The organism is Bacillus sp. XF8 (genome assembly GCF_017498755.1).
In the GTDB taxonomy this organism is placed as follows: Bacteria; Bacillota; Bacilli; order Bacillales; family Bacillaceae_G; genus Bacillus_A; species Bacillus_A bingmayongensis.
This window is the reverse complement of record NZ_JAGDQK010000011.1, coordinates 37,972-55,866: the sequence shown is the minus strand read 5'-3', so window position 1 is coordinate 55,866 and position 17,895 is coordinate 37,972. Positions and strand designations below refer to the sequence as shown.

Below are 17,895 nucleotides of genomic sequence, written 5' to 3'. Positions count from 1 at the left end.
CTGCTGAAAAATCAGGAAAACTCTGTTTCAAAAAACAATTTATAAAGAACCGTCTCTTATGATAAAATGTCTTTTAAATCTAAATTTTCTATCATTAAAAGGGGTGCTTCAAATGATACCACCAAAATTAAAACAAGGTGATGAAATTCGAGTCATTTCACCATCTTGTAGTTTAAGCATTGTATCAGATTACAATCGAGAACTCGCTATTAAGAGACTAACAAATATGGGCTTTCGTGTTACATTTTCAAAAAACGCGGAAGAACTCGACCGTTTTGCTTCTTCTTCTGTTTCTTCCCGTATTGATGACCTTCATGAAGCTTTCGCTGATCAAAATGTGAAAGCAATCTTAACAACACTTGGAGGATATAATTCCAATGGGCTGCTAAACCATATAAATTATGATCTGATTCGCAGTAATCCCAAAATTCTCTGTGGCTATTCTGATATTACTGCTCTAGGCAACGCGATTTATACAAAGACTGGCCTTATTACATATTCTGGTCCTCATTTCTCTTCATTTGGAATGGAAAAAGGATTTGATTATACAATTGATTACTTTTTAAAATGCTTGACTGCTGAAGAGCCGATAGAAATACACCCTGCTGAGACATGGAGCGATGATTCTTGGTACATGGACCAAGAAAATCGAACTTTCTTTCAAAATGAAGGCTATGTTTCTATATATGAGGGCGAAGCAGTTGGTGAAATTGTTGGTGGCAATATGAGTACCTTCAATTTATTGCAAGGAACAGCATATATGCCAAGCTTACGAGACAAAATATTATTTTTAGAAGAAGATGCTCTCACAGGAAAAGCTACAGTTAAGACTTTCGATCGTTACTTACACTCTCTCATGCAACAGCCGGATTTTGAACATGTAAAAGGCATTGTGATTGGACGACTACAAAAAGGATCTGAAGCTGTCATAGAAGATATCCAAGAGATAATTTATTCGAAACAGGAGCTTTCTCACATTCCTGTAATTGCAAATGCCAACTTCGGTCATACAACTCCAATTTTCACTTTCCCAATTGGTGGACGTGTGAAAATTGTTTCCGGTCAAACAAACACAGCGATTACAATTTTAAAGCATTAAAAAAGGAGTGAACACTTCGCTCCTTTTATACTTTCTGTAATTGTTTTAAGGCTTTTTCTGGAATTTCTTCTTTTGAAATTTCAGCCCAGCCTTTTCCTTGCATTCCCTTCGCATAAATTTTTATAAAAGCACCTGGATGCAATTGGCGGTTCACCATCTTTTTAATCGTCTGCTGCTTTCCATCTTCTGCATATCCTTTTAATGTATACAAATATTCATCGTCTATTTTCTTACCCTTATTTATAACCGCGTAATAATCTTGTATTTCTTTATTTGAAAAGAAGTTATCGACAAACGCCTGAACACCTTCTGTTTTTGTTTGTAAATAATATGCCGTACCACCTAAAACAATGGCAAAAACGGCTAAAACCTTTATCACCAATTTCATGCATGTACCTCCTATATATACCTTGCTTCGTATTCACGTAATCATATTTGTAATTATACATAAAAGGGCATACTATCCTCTATTGAAATCTCTTACACTTTCCTTACACTATTGTAAGAAAGAGGCATTTATAGTATTTTCCTAATAAAAAAATTTTCCGTTTAAGCAACTTTTGTATTATTATTGAATAATACAAATTTTTATAACAAATATCAAAAAGGAGACAGTTTTCAAATGGCTATCTTACAAGGTTTAGCACTACTACTTGTTGTACTTTTTCTTTTCACACTGTTTAGCTACCGTGCTCCTTACGGAATGAAAGCGATGGGTGCTCTGGCCAACGCTGCAATCGCAAGTTTCCTTATTGAAGCATTTCACCGTTATATCGGTGGCGAAATGTTTCATAATAGCTTTTTGCAGTCGGTTGGACAGGCTTCTGGTGGCATGAGCGGTGTCGCAGCTGCAATTCTAGTGGCACTCGCAATTGGTGTATCTCCTGTATATGCTGTTTTAATCGGTATTGCCACAAGTGGATTTGGGATTTTACCAGGCTTTTTTGCTGGATATGTTTGCGCCTTTGTCGTGAAATTTCTCGAGAAGAAATTACCAGCTGGCGTGGAATTCCTTGCAATTTTATTCATCGCAGCACCACTTTCACGCGGAATGGCTATGCTTATGGATCCGGTTGTAAATGCTACACTTGGAAAAATTGGTTCTATTATTTCAATTGCAACTACAGAAAGCCCGATTATTATGGGGATTATGCTTGGCGGGCTCATCACAGTTATCTCTACATCTCCATTAAGCTCCATGGCTCTCACTGCTATGCTTGGTTTAACAGGCTTACCAATGGCTATTGGTAGTCTCGCTGTAGCAGCCTCTGCTCCACTGAACTTTATTTTCTTTAAACGTTTAAAGATCTGTTCAAAGAAAGATACAATTGCTGTAGCAATTGAACCATTAACACAAGCTGATATCGTAGCAGCAAATCCAATTCCAATCTATACGACAAACTTTGTCGGTGGTGCACTTGCTGGTATTATTACATCCCTATTCCAACTTGTAAACAATGCACCTGGTACGGCATCACCAATTCCAGGACTCCTTGTTCTCTTTGGATTCAACGATGTAATAAAAGTAGCGATTGCAGCTATATTATGTGGAATTGTGACTACAATTATTGGTTATATCGGAACAATTATTTTCCGTAAGTATCCAATTCGTTCCGCTGATGAAATTCGCGGAATCACTTCGGAAGAAAAAGTTGCATAAGAAAAAGGAGCTAGTTCCATGGGGTGGAACTAGCTCCTTTTTTCTTATAAACTCATGTCGAATTTTGCAGAAGCGTCGATGTATTGTTTCGAATCGCCGATATATGGATGCTTCGAGCTGCTTCCGCTTTTACTCTATCCAGCTACAGCGGCTAGAATGCTCGGTGGCTTCGCTTCTTCCTACGAGGCAAAAATCGCCTCTACGTCAGAAGCTCCATCCCACTCCCATTCTGAACGAGCCGCTTCCGCTTTTACTCTATCCAGCTACGCCTCCTAGACCCTTGCGCCCTAAGAACCTTCCCTGCCAAAAGGTAAAAAGCACCTTTTGCAGGAAAAAACCTTAGCCACCGGGTCTAAACAGTCGGCTCCGCTTTTATTTTACCCAACCAAGAAGCATTTCCCGCACGAATTTGCTTGCTGCGATTGGTGTTTGATCACTATGATCATAGACTGGAGCTACTTCTACTAAGTCTGCTCCAACTACTTTTATATTTGAATTTGCAATTGCTACGATGGAATCTAATAGTTCTTTAGATGTGATACCACCAGCCTCTAATGTCCCTGTTCCAGGAGCATGTGCTGGGTCTAATACGTCGATGTCAATTGTGACATAGACTGGGCGTCCTGCAAGTTTTGGTAATACTTCTTTCAACGGTTCTAATACGTCAAATTTGTATAGGTTCATGCCCACTTCTTTCGCCCATTCGAATTCTTCTTTCATTCCAGAACGAATTCCGAAAGAATATACGTTTTCCGGACCAATTAAATCGCACACTTTACGAATTGGTGTAGAGTGAGATAAAGGTTCCCCTTCATATGACTCACGTAAATCAGTATGAGCATCCATATGAATGATTGCTAAATCCGGATATTTTTTTACCATTGCCTTAAAAATTGGCCAAGACACTAGGTGCTCACCGCCGAGACCTAGTGGAAACTTACCGGCATCTAATAGTTTTGTTACATATTCTTCAATCATGTCTATACTACGCTGTGGATTTCCGAATGGTAACGGAATATCGCCAGCATCATAATATCTTACTTCTTCTAGTTCACGATCTAAATATGGACTATATTCTTCTAGTCCAAGTGATACTTCACGAATACGTGCAGGGCCAAAACGAGAACCTGGACGGTAGCTTACTGTCCAATCCATTGGCATCCCGTAAATAACAGCCTCTGACTCTTCAAAACTTGGATGACTTTTAATAAATACTTTACCTGAATAAGCTTCATCAAAACGCATATTCTTTTCCTCCTTATGTGGAACTTAAGGTATCCCAACCTTTCATTATTTCTCAAATTTGGAGTGCTGTACTCCTCTTTCTCGATTTACCTCAATCTTCTTTTAACGATGAGAAGATTATTTTATTTATAGAAGTGTAAGCAACTAGCATGCTCAAATCTTTTGGACGTGCACCTTAAATGAGCTACTTACACTTTCATCTATTGTCTTCCAAGACCTCGTGCCTAAAAACCTTCTACACAAGAAAGTAAAAAGCACTTTCTGTGTGAAACAACATTAGCCGTCAGGCCTGAATAGTCGACTCCACTTTTATTATTTAATTAAATCCCCAACGAACTTAGGTAATGCGAATGCTGCTTTATGCAGTTCTTTTGTGTAATATTTCGTTTCGATTTCGTGGAAACGCTCTTCGCTTACTTCTAATGGATCGTGTTTTTTAGATCCGATTGTGAATGTCCAAAGTCCACTTGGGTAAGTTGGAATGTTTGCTGTGTATAGACGTGTAATTGGGAAGATTTCTTTTACGTCTTTAAACACAGTTGAAATTAACTCTGGTGTAAACCAAGGGTTGTCCGTTTGAGCAACGAAAATACCGTCTTCTTTTAACGCTTTAGAGATTCCAGCGTAGAATCCTTTTGTAAATAAGTTTACTGCTGGTCCTACTGGCTCTGTAGAGTCAACCATAATTACGTCATATTCATTTTCGCTTTCTGCGATGTGTAGGAAACCGTCTCCTACTTTTACTTCAACGCGCTCGTTATCTAACGCACCTGCAATTGATGGTAAGTACTGTTTAGAGTACTCGATTACTTTACCGTCGATTTCGACAAGTGTTGCTTTCTTTACACTTGGGTGCTTTAATACTTCACGGATTACACCGCCATCACCACCGCCAACAACTAATACGTTCTCAGGGTTGGGATGCGTAAATAAAGGTACGTGTGCTACCATTTCATGATACACGAACTCGTCCTTTTCTGTTGTCATAACCATGCCATCTAAAATAAGCATATTTCCAAATTCTTCAGTTTCAACCATATCAAGCTTTTGAAATTCTGTTTGCTCCGTATGTAATGTGCGGTTAATACGCGCCGTAATTCCAAAATGTTTTGTTTGTTTTTCAGTGAACCATAGTTCCATCGTACAATCACGCCTTTCGCTGCAAATTTATAATAGGGACATCATTAATGTCCCCTAACAAAAATAAAACAAAACATACAAAATGTATAGTTAAAAGTACAAAAATACCGAAAATATATTTTGGTAAAATTGTTTTTGTTCGCAAATTGTAAAAATACTATATTTAACAATAAAGAAAACCCTTTCTTAAGAAAGGGTTTCTGCTTCTAATTTGGAACCTTCTCGAACAGGAATCAAAATTATGATACAACCAACTAATACAACGATTCCCCCCACTAAAAATGGACTTTGTGGCGAAATTACATGACCGATAATTCCAGATAAAATAGGAGCAATCGCTCCGCCAAGCCAACGGACGAAATTGTATACACCAGACGTAATAGATCTTTCATAAGGTGAAATATCCATGACATAACTTGTATATAAAGCGTTATTTAATCCAGATGCTAATCCAGATAAAACAATAAAAACAATTTGTAACCACATTACTTTCACAAAGAATAACGCAATTAACAGGATCGCAAATACAAATAAGCTAAATCTTAACAAAGCTTTTGGTTCATATTTCCCTTCTAATTTATGCGCTAATATAGCCGATCCGTATGCTAACGCAAGTCCCCAGCCGCAAAATACGAAACCAAGCTGAATTGCCGATAAATGCATAATAAGTGGTGAATATGCTAATACAACGAAAAATCCATAATAATATAACATGCCTGAAATTGCACCTTGCATAAACGGTTTATATTTAATTAGGTTAAGTAATTCTCCTACTCCAGCTGCTTTACGCTTTACTTTGCGCTCCGGTTCTTTTACAAAAAAGAAAACAAGAATAAATGCTAATAAAATTAAAAGACTTGTCGCAAAAAATGGATATCGCCAAGAATATCCACCGAGTAGTCCTCCTAGTAATGGACCACCTGCCATCCCTAAACCAATTGCAGCCTCATATAAACCTACCGCTTCATGTACTTCTTTACTAAGAGAAATTAATAATGTCATCGCTGTTGCGAAAAACATCGCATTTCCTAGCCCCCATCCAGCACGGAAAAGAGATAGCTGTGCAATCGTTTGTGATATACCACATATAAAAGCAAATACAGTTACAATCGATAAACCAATTGTCATCATTCTCTTATCGCCAAACCGTGCTGCAAATAAACCAGCTGGTAGCATCATAATTGCCATCGTTAAAATATATGCTGTAAATAACATTTCCACTTGCCAATGTGTTGCACCGATTTTCTCAGCGATAATTGGCAAAATAGGATCGACTACCCCGATACCCGAAAAGGCAAGGAAGGTAGCCAGTACCGTAATCAATCTCCCCAATTTTTGTTTGCTCTCCATATTCATTACTCTCCTTTTGTTTCCTCCAAGAATCTAGTTGCACGCTCTAAACTATTCTCTAATTCTGCTTTCACGCGCTCCATTTGTTTCATTTTTGTATCGAGCGTTTCTACTTGGCTCTCGAGCATTTCCTTAATTTCTTGAATCACTTCACGGTCACGTGGATTGTCACTATTTCGTCTTTGCTCCATACGCTCTTTCAATGATAAGAAATGCTGCATTTCTTGAAGTGTGATTCCTAATACTTCTTTCGCTTCTACGATCTTTTTAATACGAGCAATATCCTCATCCGTATAAAGACGAATATTTCCTTCACTACGCTCCGGCGGATGAATTAAACCAATTTCCTCATAATAACGAAGTGTACGTTTTGTTAACCCAACCTGCTTTGTTACTTCATCAATCTTATACATGTATATTCCTCCCTTCATCACGCTATTACATTTTACGTTAACGTTAACTTTTATGCAACTGTTATAATTTTGTAAATGTTTGGCATATAGATTGTATTTTTTTCATCGCAGTTTCATAATGAAAGAAATGAACTCATAAGGAGATTTTGAGATGAAAAAAACGCTTATTTTTGCCCATCGCGGAGTGAAAAGTACACATCCAGAGAATACAATGATTGCTTTCCAAGAAGCAGAACGTGTTGGTGCCCATGGCATTGAACTTGATATTCATCTTTCGAAAGACAGTGAGCTTGTTGTAATTCACGATGAAACTGTTGATCGTACAACAAATGGAATTGGACTTGTTTCTGAAAAGACAGTAGCGGAATTACAGGCGCTTGATGCAGGAAGTCATAAAGATCCTTCTTTTCACGAAGCCAAAATCCCAACCTTACGCGAAGTACTCATTTGGTTATCTACGACGAATTTACAACTTAATATTGAATTAAAAACAGACGTAATCCACTATCCCGGTATCGAAGAGAAGGTTGTCGATCTTGTCCGTGAATATCACCTTTCAAACCAAATTATATTCTCATCATTTAACCATGATTCTGTTTCTTTACTTGCAGAACTTGCACCTGAAATTCCAAGAGCTATCTTATATGACGAACCAATTGCTGATCCACTTGCTGAAGCAAAGAAAAGAGAAGCGACCGGATTACACCCGAATTTTAAATTGTTAACAAAAGAATTTGTACAAGCTGCACAAGAGCAAGGCTATGTTTTCCGTCCCTATACAATCAATGAAAGTAAAGACTTACAAACAATGATCAATTACGGTGTAGATGTTATTATTACAGACTGGCCAATACGTGCTTTTGAGCTCCTTTCTTAATTAAAGGAGCTCTTTTTCATTTTGTGTTTAAAATACGAGAAAACCCTCAATACTATTAAAAGTATATGATGAGGGGATGAAAAAGATGGACCAAACTGTAAATCCAAAACTTAAAAAATATAAACGTCTTTTCTTCACCGCACTTTTTTCATGCGTTCTTTTTTTCGTTTTTTCTCTTTTTATTATCATCATAGTAGCAAAGGTTATGGGACCACCTCCCATCGCTGTTCCGCAAACAAGCACCTTTTATGCCAATGATGATACCGTAATGGGGCAAAGCAATGGGATGCAAAAGCGCTATAACGTATCCCTTGATCAAATCTCTCCTTATGTAAGAGAAGCAACACTCTCTATTGAAGACCAACGATTCTATGATCACCACGGCTTCGATATGAAACGAATTGCCGGCGCAATCGTTGCCGATATAAAAGCAATGGCAAAGGTCCAAGGTGCTAGTACGATTACGCAGCAATATGCCCGCAATCTATATTTAGATCATGATAAAACTTGGAAACGCAAGGCGTTAGAAGCAATATATACAATTCGTCTTGAGGTCAATTACAGCAAGAATCATATTTTAGAAGGGTATTTAAATACGATTTATTACGGACACGGCGCTTATGGTATTGAAGCTGCTTCTCGTCTTTACTTTAATAAATCAGCTAGTGACTTAACATTAGCTGAGGCAAGTATGTTAGCTGGTATCCCAAAAGGCCCTAGCGTATATTCTCCCTACTTAAAAGAAGAACGAGCAAAAACAAGACAGTCAATCATTCTAGACGAAATGGTAGAGCAAGGCTATATTACAAAAGGGCAGGCATCCTCTGCCAAAAAAGAAAAGCTTACGTTTGCTTCATTAGAAATGAAAAAAGTCGCAGAAATAGCACCTTATTTCCAGGACGCTGTACAATACTCTCTCCTTCATGACATTGGACTCAACGAACAAACATTACAGCGCGGTGGACTCCGTATTTACACAACACTAGACCCAAAACTACAAACAATAGCTGAACAAGCTGTAAAAGATACGATTCCAGAAACGACTCCTATACAAACGGCTCTCGTCTCTATGAATCCAAAAACAGGGGAAGTAGCAGCTCTCGTTGGTGGAAAGGATTATAAAGAGAGTCAATTTAACAGAGCGATTCAAGCAGCACGTCAGCCAGGATCCACCTTCAAACCGTTTTTATATTACGCTGCACTCGAAAAAGGATTTACACCAGCGACTCGCTTAAAAAGTGAATATACAGTATTTACATTAGGCGATGGTGTTTCTAAATATAAACCCAAAAATTATAAAGACTACTATGCCGATGATTTTGTAACAATGGCACAGGCCCTTGCCGTATCAGATAACGTATACGCTGTGAAAACACACTTATTTTTAGGTGAAGATTCACTTACGGAAACCGCTAAACAGTTTGGCATTAAAAGTTCACTAAAAGATGTACCGTCCCTTGCCCTTGGTACTTCCCCTGTAAAACCAATCGAAATGGTTGGCGCCTACAGTATGTTTGCCAATGGAGGAAAACAAATAAAACCAACCTTTATTCGCCGCGTTGTCGATCACGAGGGAAATATTTTATACGATGCGCATTTAGAAAGTAAACAAGTGCTCGATAAAAACAATACGTTTGTAATGGAAGAAATGATGAAAGGAATGTTCAACGACAAGCTAAGTGGTTATGCATCTGTTACCGGACACTCCCTTCTACCAAAACTATCACGTACGTATGCAGGGAAGTCTGGTTCCACAGAAACGGATAGTTGGATGATTGGTTTCACTCCTCAACTTGTCACAGGTGTGTGGGTCGGATACGATCAGCCTAAATCTATTTCCAATCCAGCCGAACAAGGCTACGCCAAAAATATATGGGCCATTGCGATGGAAAAAGGATTAGAGGGACAACCTAACAAGGAATTCAAACAACCAAGTGATGTGGTTGCTGTAAATATCAATCCTGAAAATGGGAAAGTCGCAACGAAAGGCTGTCCCGTTTCTGTGAAAATGTATTTTGCAAAAGGAACAGAACCGACTGAATATTGCATGGATCATGTGGATGACAAAGAAGAATTCGAGAAGGCTAGCAAAGAAAAGAAAAAAGAAAGCTGGTGGAAAAGATATTTCCCATGGTAACTCCAATATATCGACGGTTCGACAATATACAACATAAAGTGCGTACCCATCAGCAGGGACTTACTACCCGCAAAATAGCAAAGGCTACCAGGATTTCTCCTGGTAGCCTTAAAATTATTCTCCTAATAACGCCTGACGTAATTCTTCACTAGATTCATTCCAAATTGCTTCATTATGCTCTTTTAAGAATGTTCCAAGCACTTTTTTAGATGGCTCATCCATATGGTCAACCATGATGTGACGTTTTAATGATTTATCCATCTTGTTTACGTGCTCTGGAAGTGATTTATAACCGCGACGAATTTCACGATCAACCGTCATTTCACAAGCTGTTACACCTGCATAATAAGCACCATTTGCTGTTCTCTCAATCGTTACCCATACGAGCCAATAAGGCTTTCCGTTTGGAACTTCGTCTTTATTCGTTAAGAATTTAATTCCCTTTTCAACAGTACTGCGCGCATGCATCGCACCGATATCAACGAATGCAGTTTGCTCTACTACATCTACGAAAACAGGTGAAATATTTTCTAGGCTTAGCGCTCCGACGCCAAAGCCACCATGGCCATCTGTCGAATCGTTCTTCACGATATTAAAACCAATTTTTTTCTTTTTCTCTGTCATATGTAAGTCCTCCTCACTCATTCATTACATAAGCCCAAATATAGGCGCAATTATACTTTCTAAAAATCCTAGTACTTGTGGGATTACCACACTGAAAATTGGCTGAATTGTATAGCGGTCAAGCGGTGTAATAACAAGAATTAATAAAGCAATCGCTCCATATTTCTCATATTGCGTCATTTTCGCACGAACATTTGCTGGTGCTAAATCTTCAATCACACGGTATCCGTCAAGCGGTGGAATCGGCAATAAGTTGAAAACAAGTAAAACGATATTAAGAGTAATAAAAATTTGAAAGAATTGACGTAAAGTATCTGCCACCGCAAATGGAATGGCATCTAACAATCCAAATCTTATCAGACTATACCAAATCATTAGCCCAATAGCACTTAATAGAAAGTTACTAATCGGCCCTGCAATTGAAACAAGAATGCCAGCAAGACGTGGTTTTTTAAAGTTATATGGGTTAACAGGTACTGGACGTGCCCAACCAAATCCAATGATTAATATGGCAATCATTCCGATAGGATCTAAATGAGACATTGGTGATAACGTTAAACGCCCCTGTCTTTTCGCTGTGTCGTCTCCAAACTTATATGCTACATATGCATGTGCAAATTCATGCACAGACAATGCAATAATAATAGCCATTGCTACCAATGGTATTTGGTGCAGTGGATATACAAAGAAATTCTCCATACTTCATCTCCTCTTCATTATGTCAAAAAAAGAAAATATTTGTTTTTCCGATTGTTCTTCTTCATAATCCGTTATAATAAGATTGTAACTTACATAAAAGGAGCGATTGTACATGCCATACGTAACAGTGAAAATGTTAGAAGGACGCACAGAAGAACAAAAGAAAGCTCTTGCTGAGAAAGTAACTACAGCAGTAAGCGAAACAACTGGTGCTCCAGAAGAAAACATCGTTGTTTTCATCGAAGAAATGTCTAAAAATCATTATGCAGTTGGCGGAAAACGCTTAAGCGACAAATAATTTCAGGTTTCTTTAATAAGAAGCAGTCCTTCAGGCTGCTTCTTATTTCTTTCCTTCTAATAACTCAATAATTTTCTCTTTATATTTTCCTTTTCTTCCATCTTCATAGATTAAATCATGCGGATAGAAGAGTTTCTGATCTGTTCTCTTCTTACCAGTAATCGCTTCTACAATATCAGATTCACGCGAAAGCTCTCTGAGATCTCCATTTGGCATAAGAAGCAAAATTGGGAGCCGCTCTTCTTCTTCTCCAGCACGGTAAAAGTCGTACGGTAAATCCGATGTTGAATCAACCACTAAATAGTACTCTGGGTCGAGTCCAATCTTTTTAAATAAACTACTTAACTCCATCCAATTATCTAAACCATGATTCTCTGTAAATTCTACATATTTAAAGAGATTTCGGTTCATAAAACGACGACATAAATCACTTAGAATTTGGTCATCTTCATCTTGCCATACCTGGAAATAATAATACATTACATTCTCATCTAACTTTAAATAATCCTCTACTGTTACTTCTTCTTCAAATAAAGAATAGAAATGAACTGGATGATACTTAAATGTATAATACTGCTCATGCAATGTTTTCGCACGGTGTAGAATCTTTGTTAAAATCACTTCTGCACTGCGCGTTACTGGATGGAAGTATACTTGCCAGTACATTTGATAACGGCTCATAATATAATGCTCAACAGCGTGCATACCGCTATTTTTAATCACTACTTGATTTCCATATGGGCGCATGACACGCAATATACGTTCCATATCAAAGTTCCCGTACTTCACACCAGTAAAATATGCGTCTCTTAATAAATAATCCATACGATCTGCATCAATTTGACTAGAGATCATACTAATCGCTAATTTATTATCAGACGTTTTCGCAATCACATCTGCTACTTTTTGTGGAAACTCTCGGTCTACGCGGCTGAGTATATCATTGATTTCCGTATCACCAACAATAATTTTTTGTGTGAACTTCTCATGATCTAATGAAAACACTTTTTCAAAAGAATGTGAGAATGGACCGTGTCCAACATCATGCAAGAGTGCTGCACATAAACATAACAATCTATCTTCTGCATTCCAATTTGGTCTGCCATCAAACACATCATCAATCATACGACGAATAATCTCATATACACCTAATGAATGAGTAAAGCGACTATGTTCTGCACCATGAAATGTGAAAAATGTCGTTCCAAGCTGCTTAATACGGCGCAAACGTTGAAATTCCTTCGTTCCGATTAAATCCCAAATTACACGATCACGCACGTGTACATATTTATGTACTGGGTCTTTAAACACTTTTGTTTCGCTGAGTTTGTCGTTTAAATATACCATATCGACATCCTCCTTCCTTACTGCATTCTTATTTTATATTATAAACGAAATAGGAAACAGAAAGAAACGAAAGACTATAGAAATACTTAAAATTCCCCTATATAAAGAAAATCACCTTCGCCAAGGCGAAAGTGATTTTCTTTGTTTACTATTTTCCTAAAACGAACTCAGCAACTTCGTCTAAGATCATTTCTTTACCAAGCGGGAAGTACCCTTTGTTTAAGTCTTCGTTCTTGATTGTGAATACGTGGTTGTTCTTAACAGCGTTCATGTTTTTCCAAATTGTTTCTTCTTGGAATTCTTTTAAGCGCTGAGAACCATCACCAGTAGTAAATACGAATAAGTAGTCTGGGTTGTAATCGATTAATGCTTCTTTTTGTACTTGTACTAATGGTTTGTCAGTTGGTGTACCTGAAACAGCTGGTAATTTTAAGTCTTTGAAGATTACGCTACCGTAACCGTAGTCACCATATATGCGGAATGCATTTGGATATGCAGCCATTTTCATAAACTTCGCATCGCCAGTTTTTGCAACGATTTTATCATGTAGTTTGCTTGCTTTTTCATCATATTTCTTAAACCATGCAGTTGTTTCTTTTTCTTTATCAAAGATTTTACCTAGCTCTTCAAACTTTGGACGCCATTGATCTAATGGAGTTTTTAACATAACTGTTGGTGCAATTTTAGATAATTGATCATAGATTTTTTCTTGACGATTGTTCACAAGAATTAGATCTGGTTTTGCAGCAGCTACTGCTTCAATGTTAATTTTATCGCCCCATGCAGAGCCAACTGGTTTTACATCTTTTAATTTATCTGCAATATGCGCATCAATTTTTTCTTGAGACGTATTTGCAGTAATGATTGGTTTCATTCCAAAGATTAATAATTCTTCTGTTGAACCACTAAGGTCAGCAATTTTCTTTGGATTTGCAGGAATTTTAATTTCCCCTTTTGCATGTTGTACAGTGCGCTCTTCAGTTTTCGCATCTGCTTTCTTATCAGAAGAACAAGCTGCAAATAGTACAGAAGTAACTACTAGTACCATTGCTAGTAATGCTGCTTTAAATTTCTTCATATTCCCACTCCTTCTGGATGTATTTCTCTTATAAGCTACATATAACTATAAGAAACTACATTCAACAATTTATTAATATATTCTTATTAACAGTTGTATGTAACCCGTTCTAACGGGCGTTCAACTTCCCAGCTCGAATGAGAAGCTCAACGTCCATTAGAATCCCTCCTCCTATCAAGATATGAATAGGAGGAAGAGTTCTCTTATGCTTGCTTACGTACTTGTTTATTTATCATTGTTAAATCATAAGTTAAGCAAATCGGTTTACAGTTTACAGGACACGGAACAATTTGTGCCTCTATTTCAAACACACTTCGAAGCGTTTCACACGTCATAACCTCATCTGGTGTTCCTTGCTTCATTAACTTACCAGCTCTTAAAGCAATCATATGATCCGAAAAACGAGAAGCATGGTTTAAATCATGAATAACCATAACGATTGTACGTCCTTCTTCTTGATTTAACTTTTTCAATAAATTTAATACTTCCAATTGGTGAGCCATATCTAAATATGTTGTTGGTTCATCTAGCACAAGTAAATCCGTTCCTTGCGCAAGAGCCATTGCAATCCATACACGTTGACGTTGACCGCCTGATAAAGCTTCTGCTGGACGATTCGCAAATTCTGTCATTCCTGTCACTTCAAGTGCCCAGTGAATGTAACGATAATCTTCTTCTTTCAGTGTCCCAAATCCCTTTTGGTGAGGGAAACGTCCATATGAAACAAGTTCAAACACAGTAAGACCTGTTGGCACTTCTGCAGTCTGTGGTAAAATCGCCATTTTCTTTGCGATTTCTTTTGTCGGCTGCTTCTCAATTGCTTTCCCATCAAGATAAACAGTACCTCGTTTTGCTTTTAAAATACGAGAAGCTGTTTTCAACAATGTGGATTTCCCGCATCCATTTGGTCCAATAATCGTTGTAATTTTCCCTTCTGGAATTTCCACTGATAATCCATCGATAATTAATCCTTCATTATAGCCAACAGATACCGAATCAACCGCTAAAGTTGCCATACAAAAAGCCTCCCTTTATTTTGTCCTCATAAGTAAATAAATGAAATATGGTGCACCGATTACAGAAATAACAAGACCGACCGGTATTTCTGATGTTGTTAACACACTTCGTGAAATTAAATCTGCAAATAGTAGCAGGAACGTTCCAATTAATGCTGCTGTCGGTAACATAATTTGATGCTTCCCGCCGACAAGACGTCTCGCTAAATGCGGTGCCATTAAACCGATAAAGCCAATTCCACCCGCAACTGCAACAGATGCCCCTGCTAAACAAACTGCGATAAATAATAATTTACGTCTTTCTTTCTCTACATTTACACCAAGACCGACTGCTGCCGAATCTCCTAGATTCATTACATTTAACACATGTGCTTTACGAATCGCAATTGGTAAAAAGATGAGCATCCATGGAAGTACGCTTAATACAAATTTCCAATCTGTTCCCCATAAACTACCCGCTAACCAAATCGTTGCGAAACGAAAATCATTTGAAGTCATTTTCATCGAGAAAATCAAACTAACAGCACTAAATCCTGCTGCAACTGCAATACCAACCAGTATTAAACGAGTTGATGAAACGCCGTCTTTCCAGGCTAATACATATATAATTACTGCTGCTAATATTGCACCGACCAATGCGAAAAATGGAAGAATGAATACTGATAAAAGGGTACCGGTCCCTACTTTTCCGAAAAAGAAATATACGAAAACAACAACAGTTAATCCTGCACCAGCATTTATACCGATAATTCCAGGGTCAGCAAGTGGATTTCTTGATAACCCTTGCATAATTGCACCTGACATAGCTAATGCTGAACCAACTAAGATGGCAATGACCATACGAGGCATACGAAATTCAAATAAAATAACTGACTGATCTTCCGCCCCTAGTCCAACCAATGATTTTAATACGTCCATTGGTGGAATTTTAAACGTTCCTGTATTTAAGCTAATAAGAAATACTGAAACAATTAAACAAGCTAAAATTGTTACGATTGAAATGTTCTTTTTTGTTAAAACGGTTGTCTTCACATTTTCCCTCTCCCTTCATTACGCGCTAAGTAGAGGAAGAATGGAACGCCAATTAATGCTGTAATTGCACCGATTGGTGTTTCAAACGGCGGATTAATAATACGAGATAACATGTCCGCACATTCAATTAACAATCCGCCTAATATAGCAGAACATGGAATAACCCATCTATAATCTGAGCCGACAAGAAAACGTGTCATATGCGGGATTACAAGCCCGACAAACCCAACGGATCCTGCCATAGATACTGCTGAACCTGTTAAAACAAGAACAAGTACAGTTCCGATAAATTTAATTAATGTTGTATTTTGCCCAAGTCCAATCGCAATTTCTTCACCGAAACTTAAGATTGTAATGTACCTCGACATTATAATCGCGATAACGAGGCAAACAAGTCCGATTGGTAATAGCATATTAATGCTTTCCCATTTCACACCAGCAACACCACCCGCATTCCACATGCTCACCTCTTGAGCAAGATTGAAATAGAGTGCGATACCAGATGAAATGGCCCCAAGTAGAGCACTAATCGCTGCACCTGCTAATGCTAATTTCACAGGTGTTAAACCGCCTGGTGAAGATGCTCCAATGCCGTATACAATACTTGCACCGAATGCTGCACCAACGAAAGAAGCGATAACAAACATTAAATATGGTGAATTCGGGAAAAATGCATACATAATTGCAATTCCAAATACAGCCCCATCCGTAATCCCCATTAACGATGGAGATGCAAGTGGATTTCGTGTCATCCCTTGCATAATTGCGCCCGATACAGCTAAAAAGGCACCAGCAACAACACCGCCAATTGCTCTTGGCATGCGAAGCTCTTGAATTACATTATGATGCGTCAAAGACCCATCAAACTGAAAGACAGCTTGCCATACCGTTTTTAAGCTAATATCTGCTGCACCAAACGAGATTGAAGCCGCCATACTTAATGCTAATAAAACTGTTCCAGCTATTAAAATAATAGAAGCGATAAGCGGTCTGCTCTTAATCTCTTTCACATTTACCTCTTCTTGTTGCTCAATATTCCTCGCGCTTGCTTCCATCCCTCAACCATCCTAACCAAAAACATATATTTAATAAAATGAGATTTATTCTCAAGAAACAGCAAAAGAAAATTGGGTTTATCTCCCCTTTTTGATAATGATTCTCACAATCACACCTTCTATTCTACCTATGGCTATAAAAGGCTGTCAACCATTATTTTGCAATATAAAACTAATGTAAGCAATGCGAAACCGATATCATAAAATTAAGGTTCTTCATTAAAATTACTCATTTCTATAAATAAACCCCTCTCTACTTCTCATTATTTTGAAATAATACTCTTTTCTAAGGGCATAAAAAAAGAAGAGTAAGGTTCTCACTCTCCTTTTCTTACTTATTTAATTTTGCTTCAATCTTTTTAATTAATTCATCTTCATTTGGCGCTGCAACGGGACGATTATTCACAAAAGCGAACGACTTTTTACGACCTGGTCCACAATAAGATTGACATCCAACTTCAATATTTGCACATGAATCTACCTTTTTGAGCTTTGGTATCAACGTCTTAATGTTCGTTGCCTGACAATCATCACACACACGAAATTCGTTTCCCATTCTATATAACACTTCCTCTATTTTAAACTTTTCACAAGTACATTTAACAATAAACACTAAATGGTATTTTACCGCTCTTTGAGGCTTGATGCAAGTCTTCCTCTTGAGCTCTATCCCTATAGAACACTATATAAAACCCTTATTTTCCTATTCATTTTTCCCTTCACAAGCTTCCTTCATTCGCGCATGCATTTCTTATCTTCATCAAAATCTACCATATTTTTAAAAGCTTTGTATAAAAGCCATTTCTTTTGCCCATTATAAAAATA

18 protein-coding genes are annotated in these 17,895 nt (G+C 37.7%); 5 read left to right on the top strand and 13 right to left on the bottom strand.

Features of this window, described 5'->3' with window-relative positions; translation table 11 throughout:
* Positions 1-112 precede the first annotated feature (112 nt).
* Complete coding sequence (locus J4P91_RS08250) at positions 113-1,099, top strand: S66 family peptidase (RefSeq protein WP_207993569.1); 987 nt, start codon at positions 113-115, stop codon at positions 1,097-1,099.
* 25 nt (positions 1,100-1,124) lie between these two features.
* On the opposite strand, the gene J4P91_RS08245 is transcribed toward J4P91_RS08250, so the two are convergent.
* Positions 1,125-1,487 (bottom strand): YxeA family protein, encoded by a 363-nt coding sequence (locus J4P91_RS08245; RefSeq protein WP_207993568.1) that lies wholly within the window; start codon positions 1,485-1,487, stop codon positions 1,125-1,127.
* A 234-nt stretch (positions 1,488-1,721) separates the two neighbouring features.
* Between J4P91_RS08245 and J4P91_RS08240 the strand changes: the two genes are divergently transcribed.
* Complete coding sequence (locus tag J4P91_RS08240) at positions 1,722-2,759, top strand: PTS sugar transporter subunit IIC (protein WP_207993567.1); 1,038 nt, start codon at positions 1,722-1,724, stop codon at positions 2,757-2,759.
* A gap of 372 nt (positions 2,760-3,131) precedes the next feature.
* On the opposite strand, the gene speB is transcribed toward J4P91_RS08240, so the two are convergent.
* From speB to J4P91_RS08220, 4 genes are all read right to left on the bottom strand, one after another.
* Positions 3,132-4,004 carry an agmatinase gene (speB, locus tag J4P91_RS08235; protein WP_207993566.1) on the bottom strand — a complete coding sequence of 291 codons (873 nt, stop codon included), beginning with the start codon at positions 4,002-4,004 and terminating at the stop codon, positions 3,132-3,134.
* Positions 4,005-4,316: 312 nt separating this feature from the next.
* A complete protein-coding gene (gene speE, locus J4P91_RS08230) occupies positions 4,317-5,144 on the bottom strand; it encodes a polyamine aminopropyltransferase (RefSeq protein WP_017153605.1) in 828 nt (275 codons plus the stop codon).
* Positions 5,145-5,330: 186 nt separating this feature from the next.
* Complete coding sequence (locus J4P91_RS08225) at positions 5,331-6,494, bottom strand: MFS transporter (protein ID WP_207993565.1); 1,164 nt, start codon at positions 6,492-6,494, stop codon at positions 5,331-5,333.
* Between the two features lie 5 nt (positions 6,495-6,499).
* Positions 6,500-6,907, bottom strand: a complete 408-nt coding sequence (locus tag J4P91_RS08220; RefSeq protein ID WP_207993564.1) for a MerR family transcriptional regulator — start codon at positions 6,905-6,907, stop codon at positions 6,500-6,502.
* 151 nt (positions 6,908-7,058) lie between these two features.
* On the opposite strand from J4P91_RS08220, the gene J4P91_RS08215 reads away from it, so the two are divergent.
* A complete protein-coding gene (locus tag J4P91_RS08215; protein WP_207993563.1) occupies positions 7,059-7,784 on the top strand; it encodes a glycerophosphodiester phosphodiesterase in 726 nt (241 codons plus the stop codon).
* 85 nt (positions 7,785-7,869) lie between these two features.
* The gene (locus J4P91_RS08210) at positions 7,870-9,921 is read left to right on the top strand and encodes a transglycosylase domain-containing protein (RefSeq protein ID WP_207993562.1); all 2,052 of its coding nucleotides are present in this window, start codon (positions 7,870-7,872) and stop codon (positions 9,919-9,921) included.
* A gap of 114 nt (positions 9,922-10,035) precedes the next feature.
* On the opposite strand, the gene J4P91_RS08205 is transcribed toward J4P91_RS08210, so the two are convergent.
* Both J4P91_RS08205 and J4P91_RS08200 read right to left on the bottom strand, forming a co-directional pair.
* Positions 10,036-10,545: a YwhD family protein gene (locus tag J4P91_RS08205; protein WP_017153610.1), complete on the bottom strand. Its 510-nt coding sequence runs from the start codon at positions 10,543-10,545 to the stop codon at positions 10,036-10,038.
* Positions 10,546-10,569: 24 nt separating this feature from the next.
* Positions 10,570-11,244, bottom strand: coding sequence for a site-2 protease family protein (locus J4P91_RS08200; protein ID WP_207993561.1), 675 nt, complete (start codon positions 11,242-11,244; stop codon positions 10,570-10,572).
* A 112-nt stretch (positions 11,245-11,356) separates the two neighbouring features.
* Here J4P91_RS08200 and J4P91_RS08195 point away from each other — a divergent pair, with 112 nt between their 5' ends.
* Positions 11,357-11,542 carry a 2-hydroxymuconate tautomerase gene (locus J4P91_RS08195; protein WP_001147172.1) on the top strand — a complete coding sequence of 62 codons (186 nt, stop codon included), beginning with the start codon at positions 11,357-11,359 and terminating at the stop codon, positions 11,540-11,542.
* Positions 11,543-11,584: 42 nt separating this feature from the next.
* Here J4P91_RS08195 and J4P91_RS08190 read toward each other — a convergent pair whose 3' ends face one another.
* The 6 genes from J4P91_RS08190 to J4P91_RS08165 form a co-directional block, all read right to left on the bottom strand.
* Entirely contained in the window at positions 11,585-12,889 is a 1,305-nt protein-coding gene (locus J4P91_RS08190) for an HD domain-containing protein (protein WP_207993560.1), read from the bottom strand.
* 148 nt (positions 12,890-13,037) lie between these two features.
* Entirely contained in the window at positions 13,038-13,967 is a 930-nt protein-coding gene (locus J4P91_RS08185) for an ABC transporter substrate-binding protein (protein ID WP_207993559.1), read from the bottom strand.
* 203 nt (positions 13,968-14,170) lie between these two features.
* A complete protein-coding gene (locus J4P91_RS08180; RefSeq protein WP_207993558.1) occupies positions 14,171-14,983 on the bottom strand; it encodes an ABC transporter ATP-binding protein in 813 nt (270 codons plus the stop codon).
* Positions 14,984-14,998: 15 nt separating this feature from the next.
* Positions 14,999-16,015, bottom strand: coding sequence for a FecCD family ABC transporter permease (locus J4P91_RS08175; protein ID WP_207993557.1), 1,017 nt, complete (start codon positions 16,013-16,015; stop codon positions 14,999-15,001).
* Positions 16,012-17,070 carry a FecCD family ABC transporter permease gene (locus tag J4P91_RS08170; protein WP_207993556.1) on the bottom strand — a complete coding sequence of 353 codons (1,059 nt, stop codon included), beginning with the start codon at positions 17,068-17,070 and terminating at the stop codon, positions 16,012-16,014. The genes J4P91_RS08175 and J4P91_RS08170 overlap by 4 nt, the downstream gene beginning before the upstream one ends.
* Positions 17,071-17,401: 331 nt before the next feature.
* Positions 17,402-17,626, bottom strand: coding sequence for a YuzB family protein (locus J4P91_RS08165; RefSeq protein WP_017153617.1), 225 nt, complete (start codon positions 17,624-17,626; stop codon positions 17,402-17,404).
* Positions 17,627-17,895: the final 269 nt, after the last annotated feature.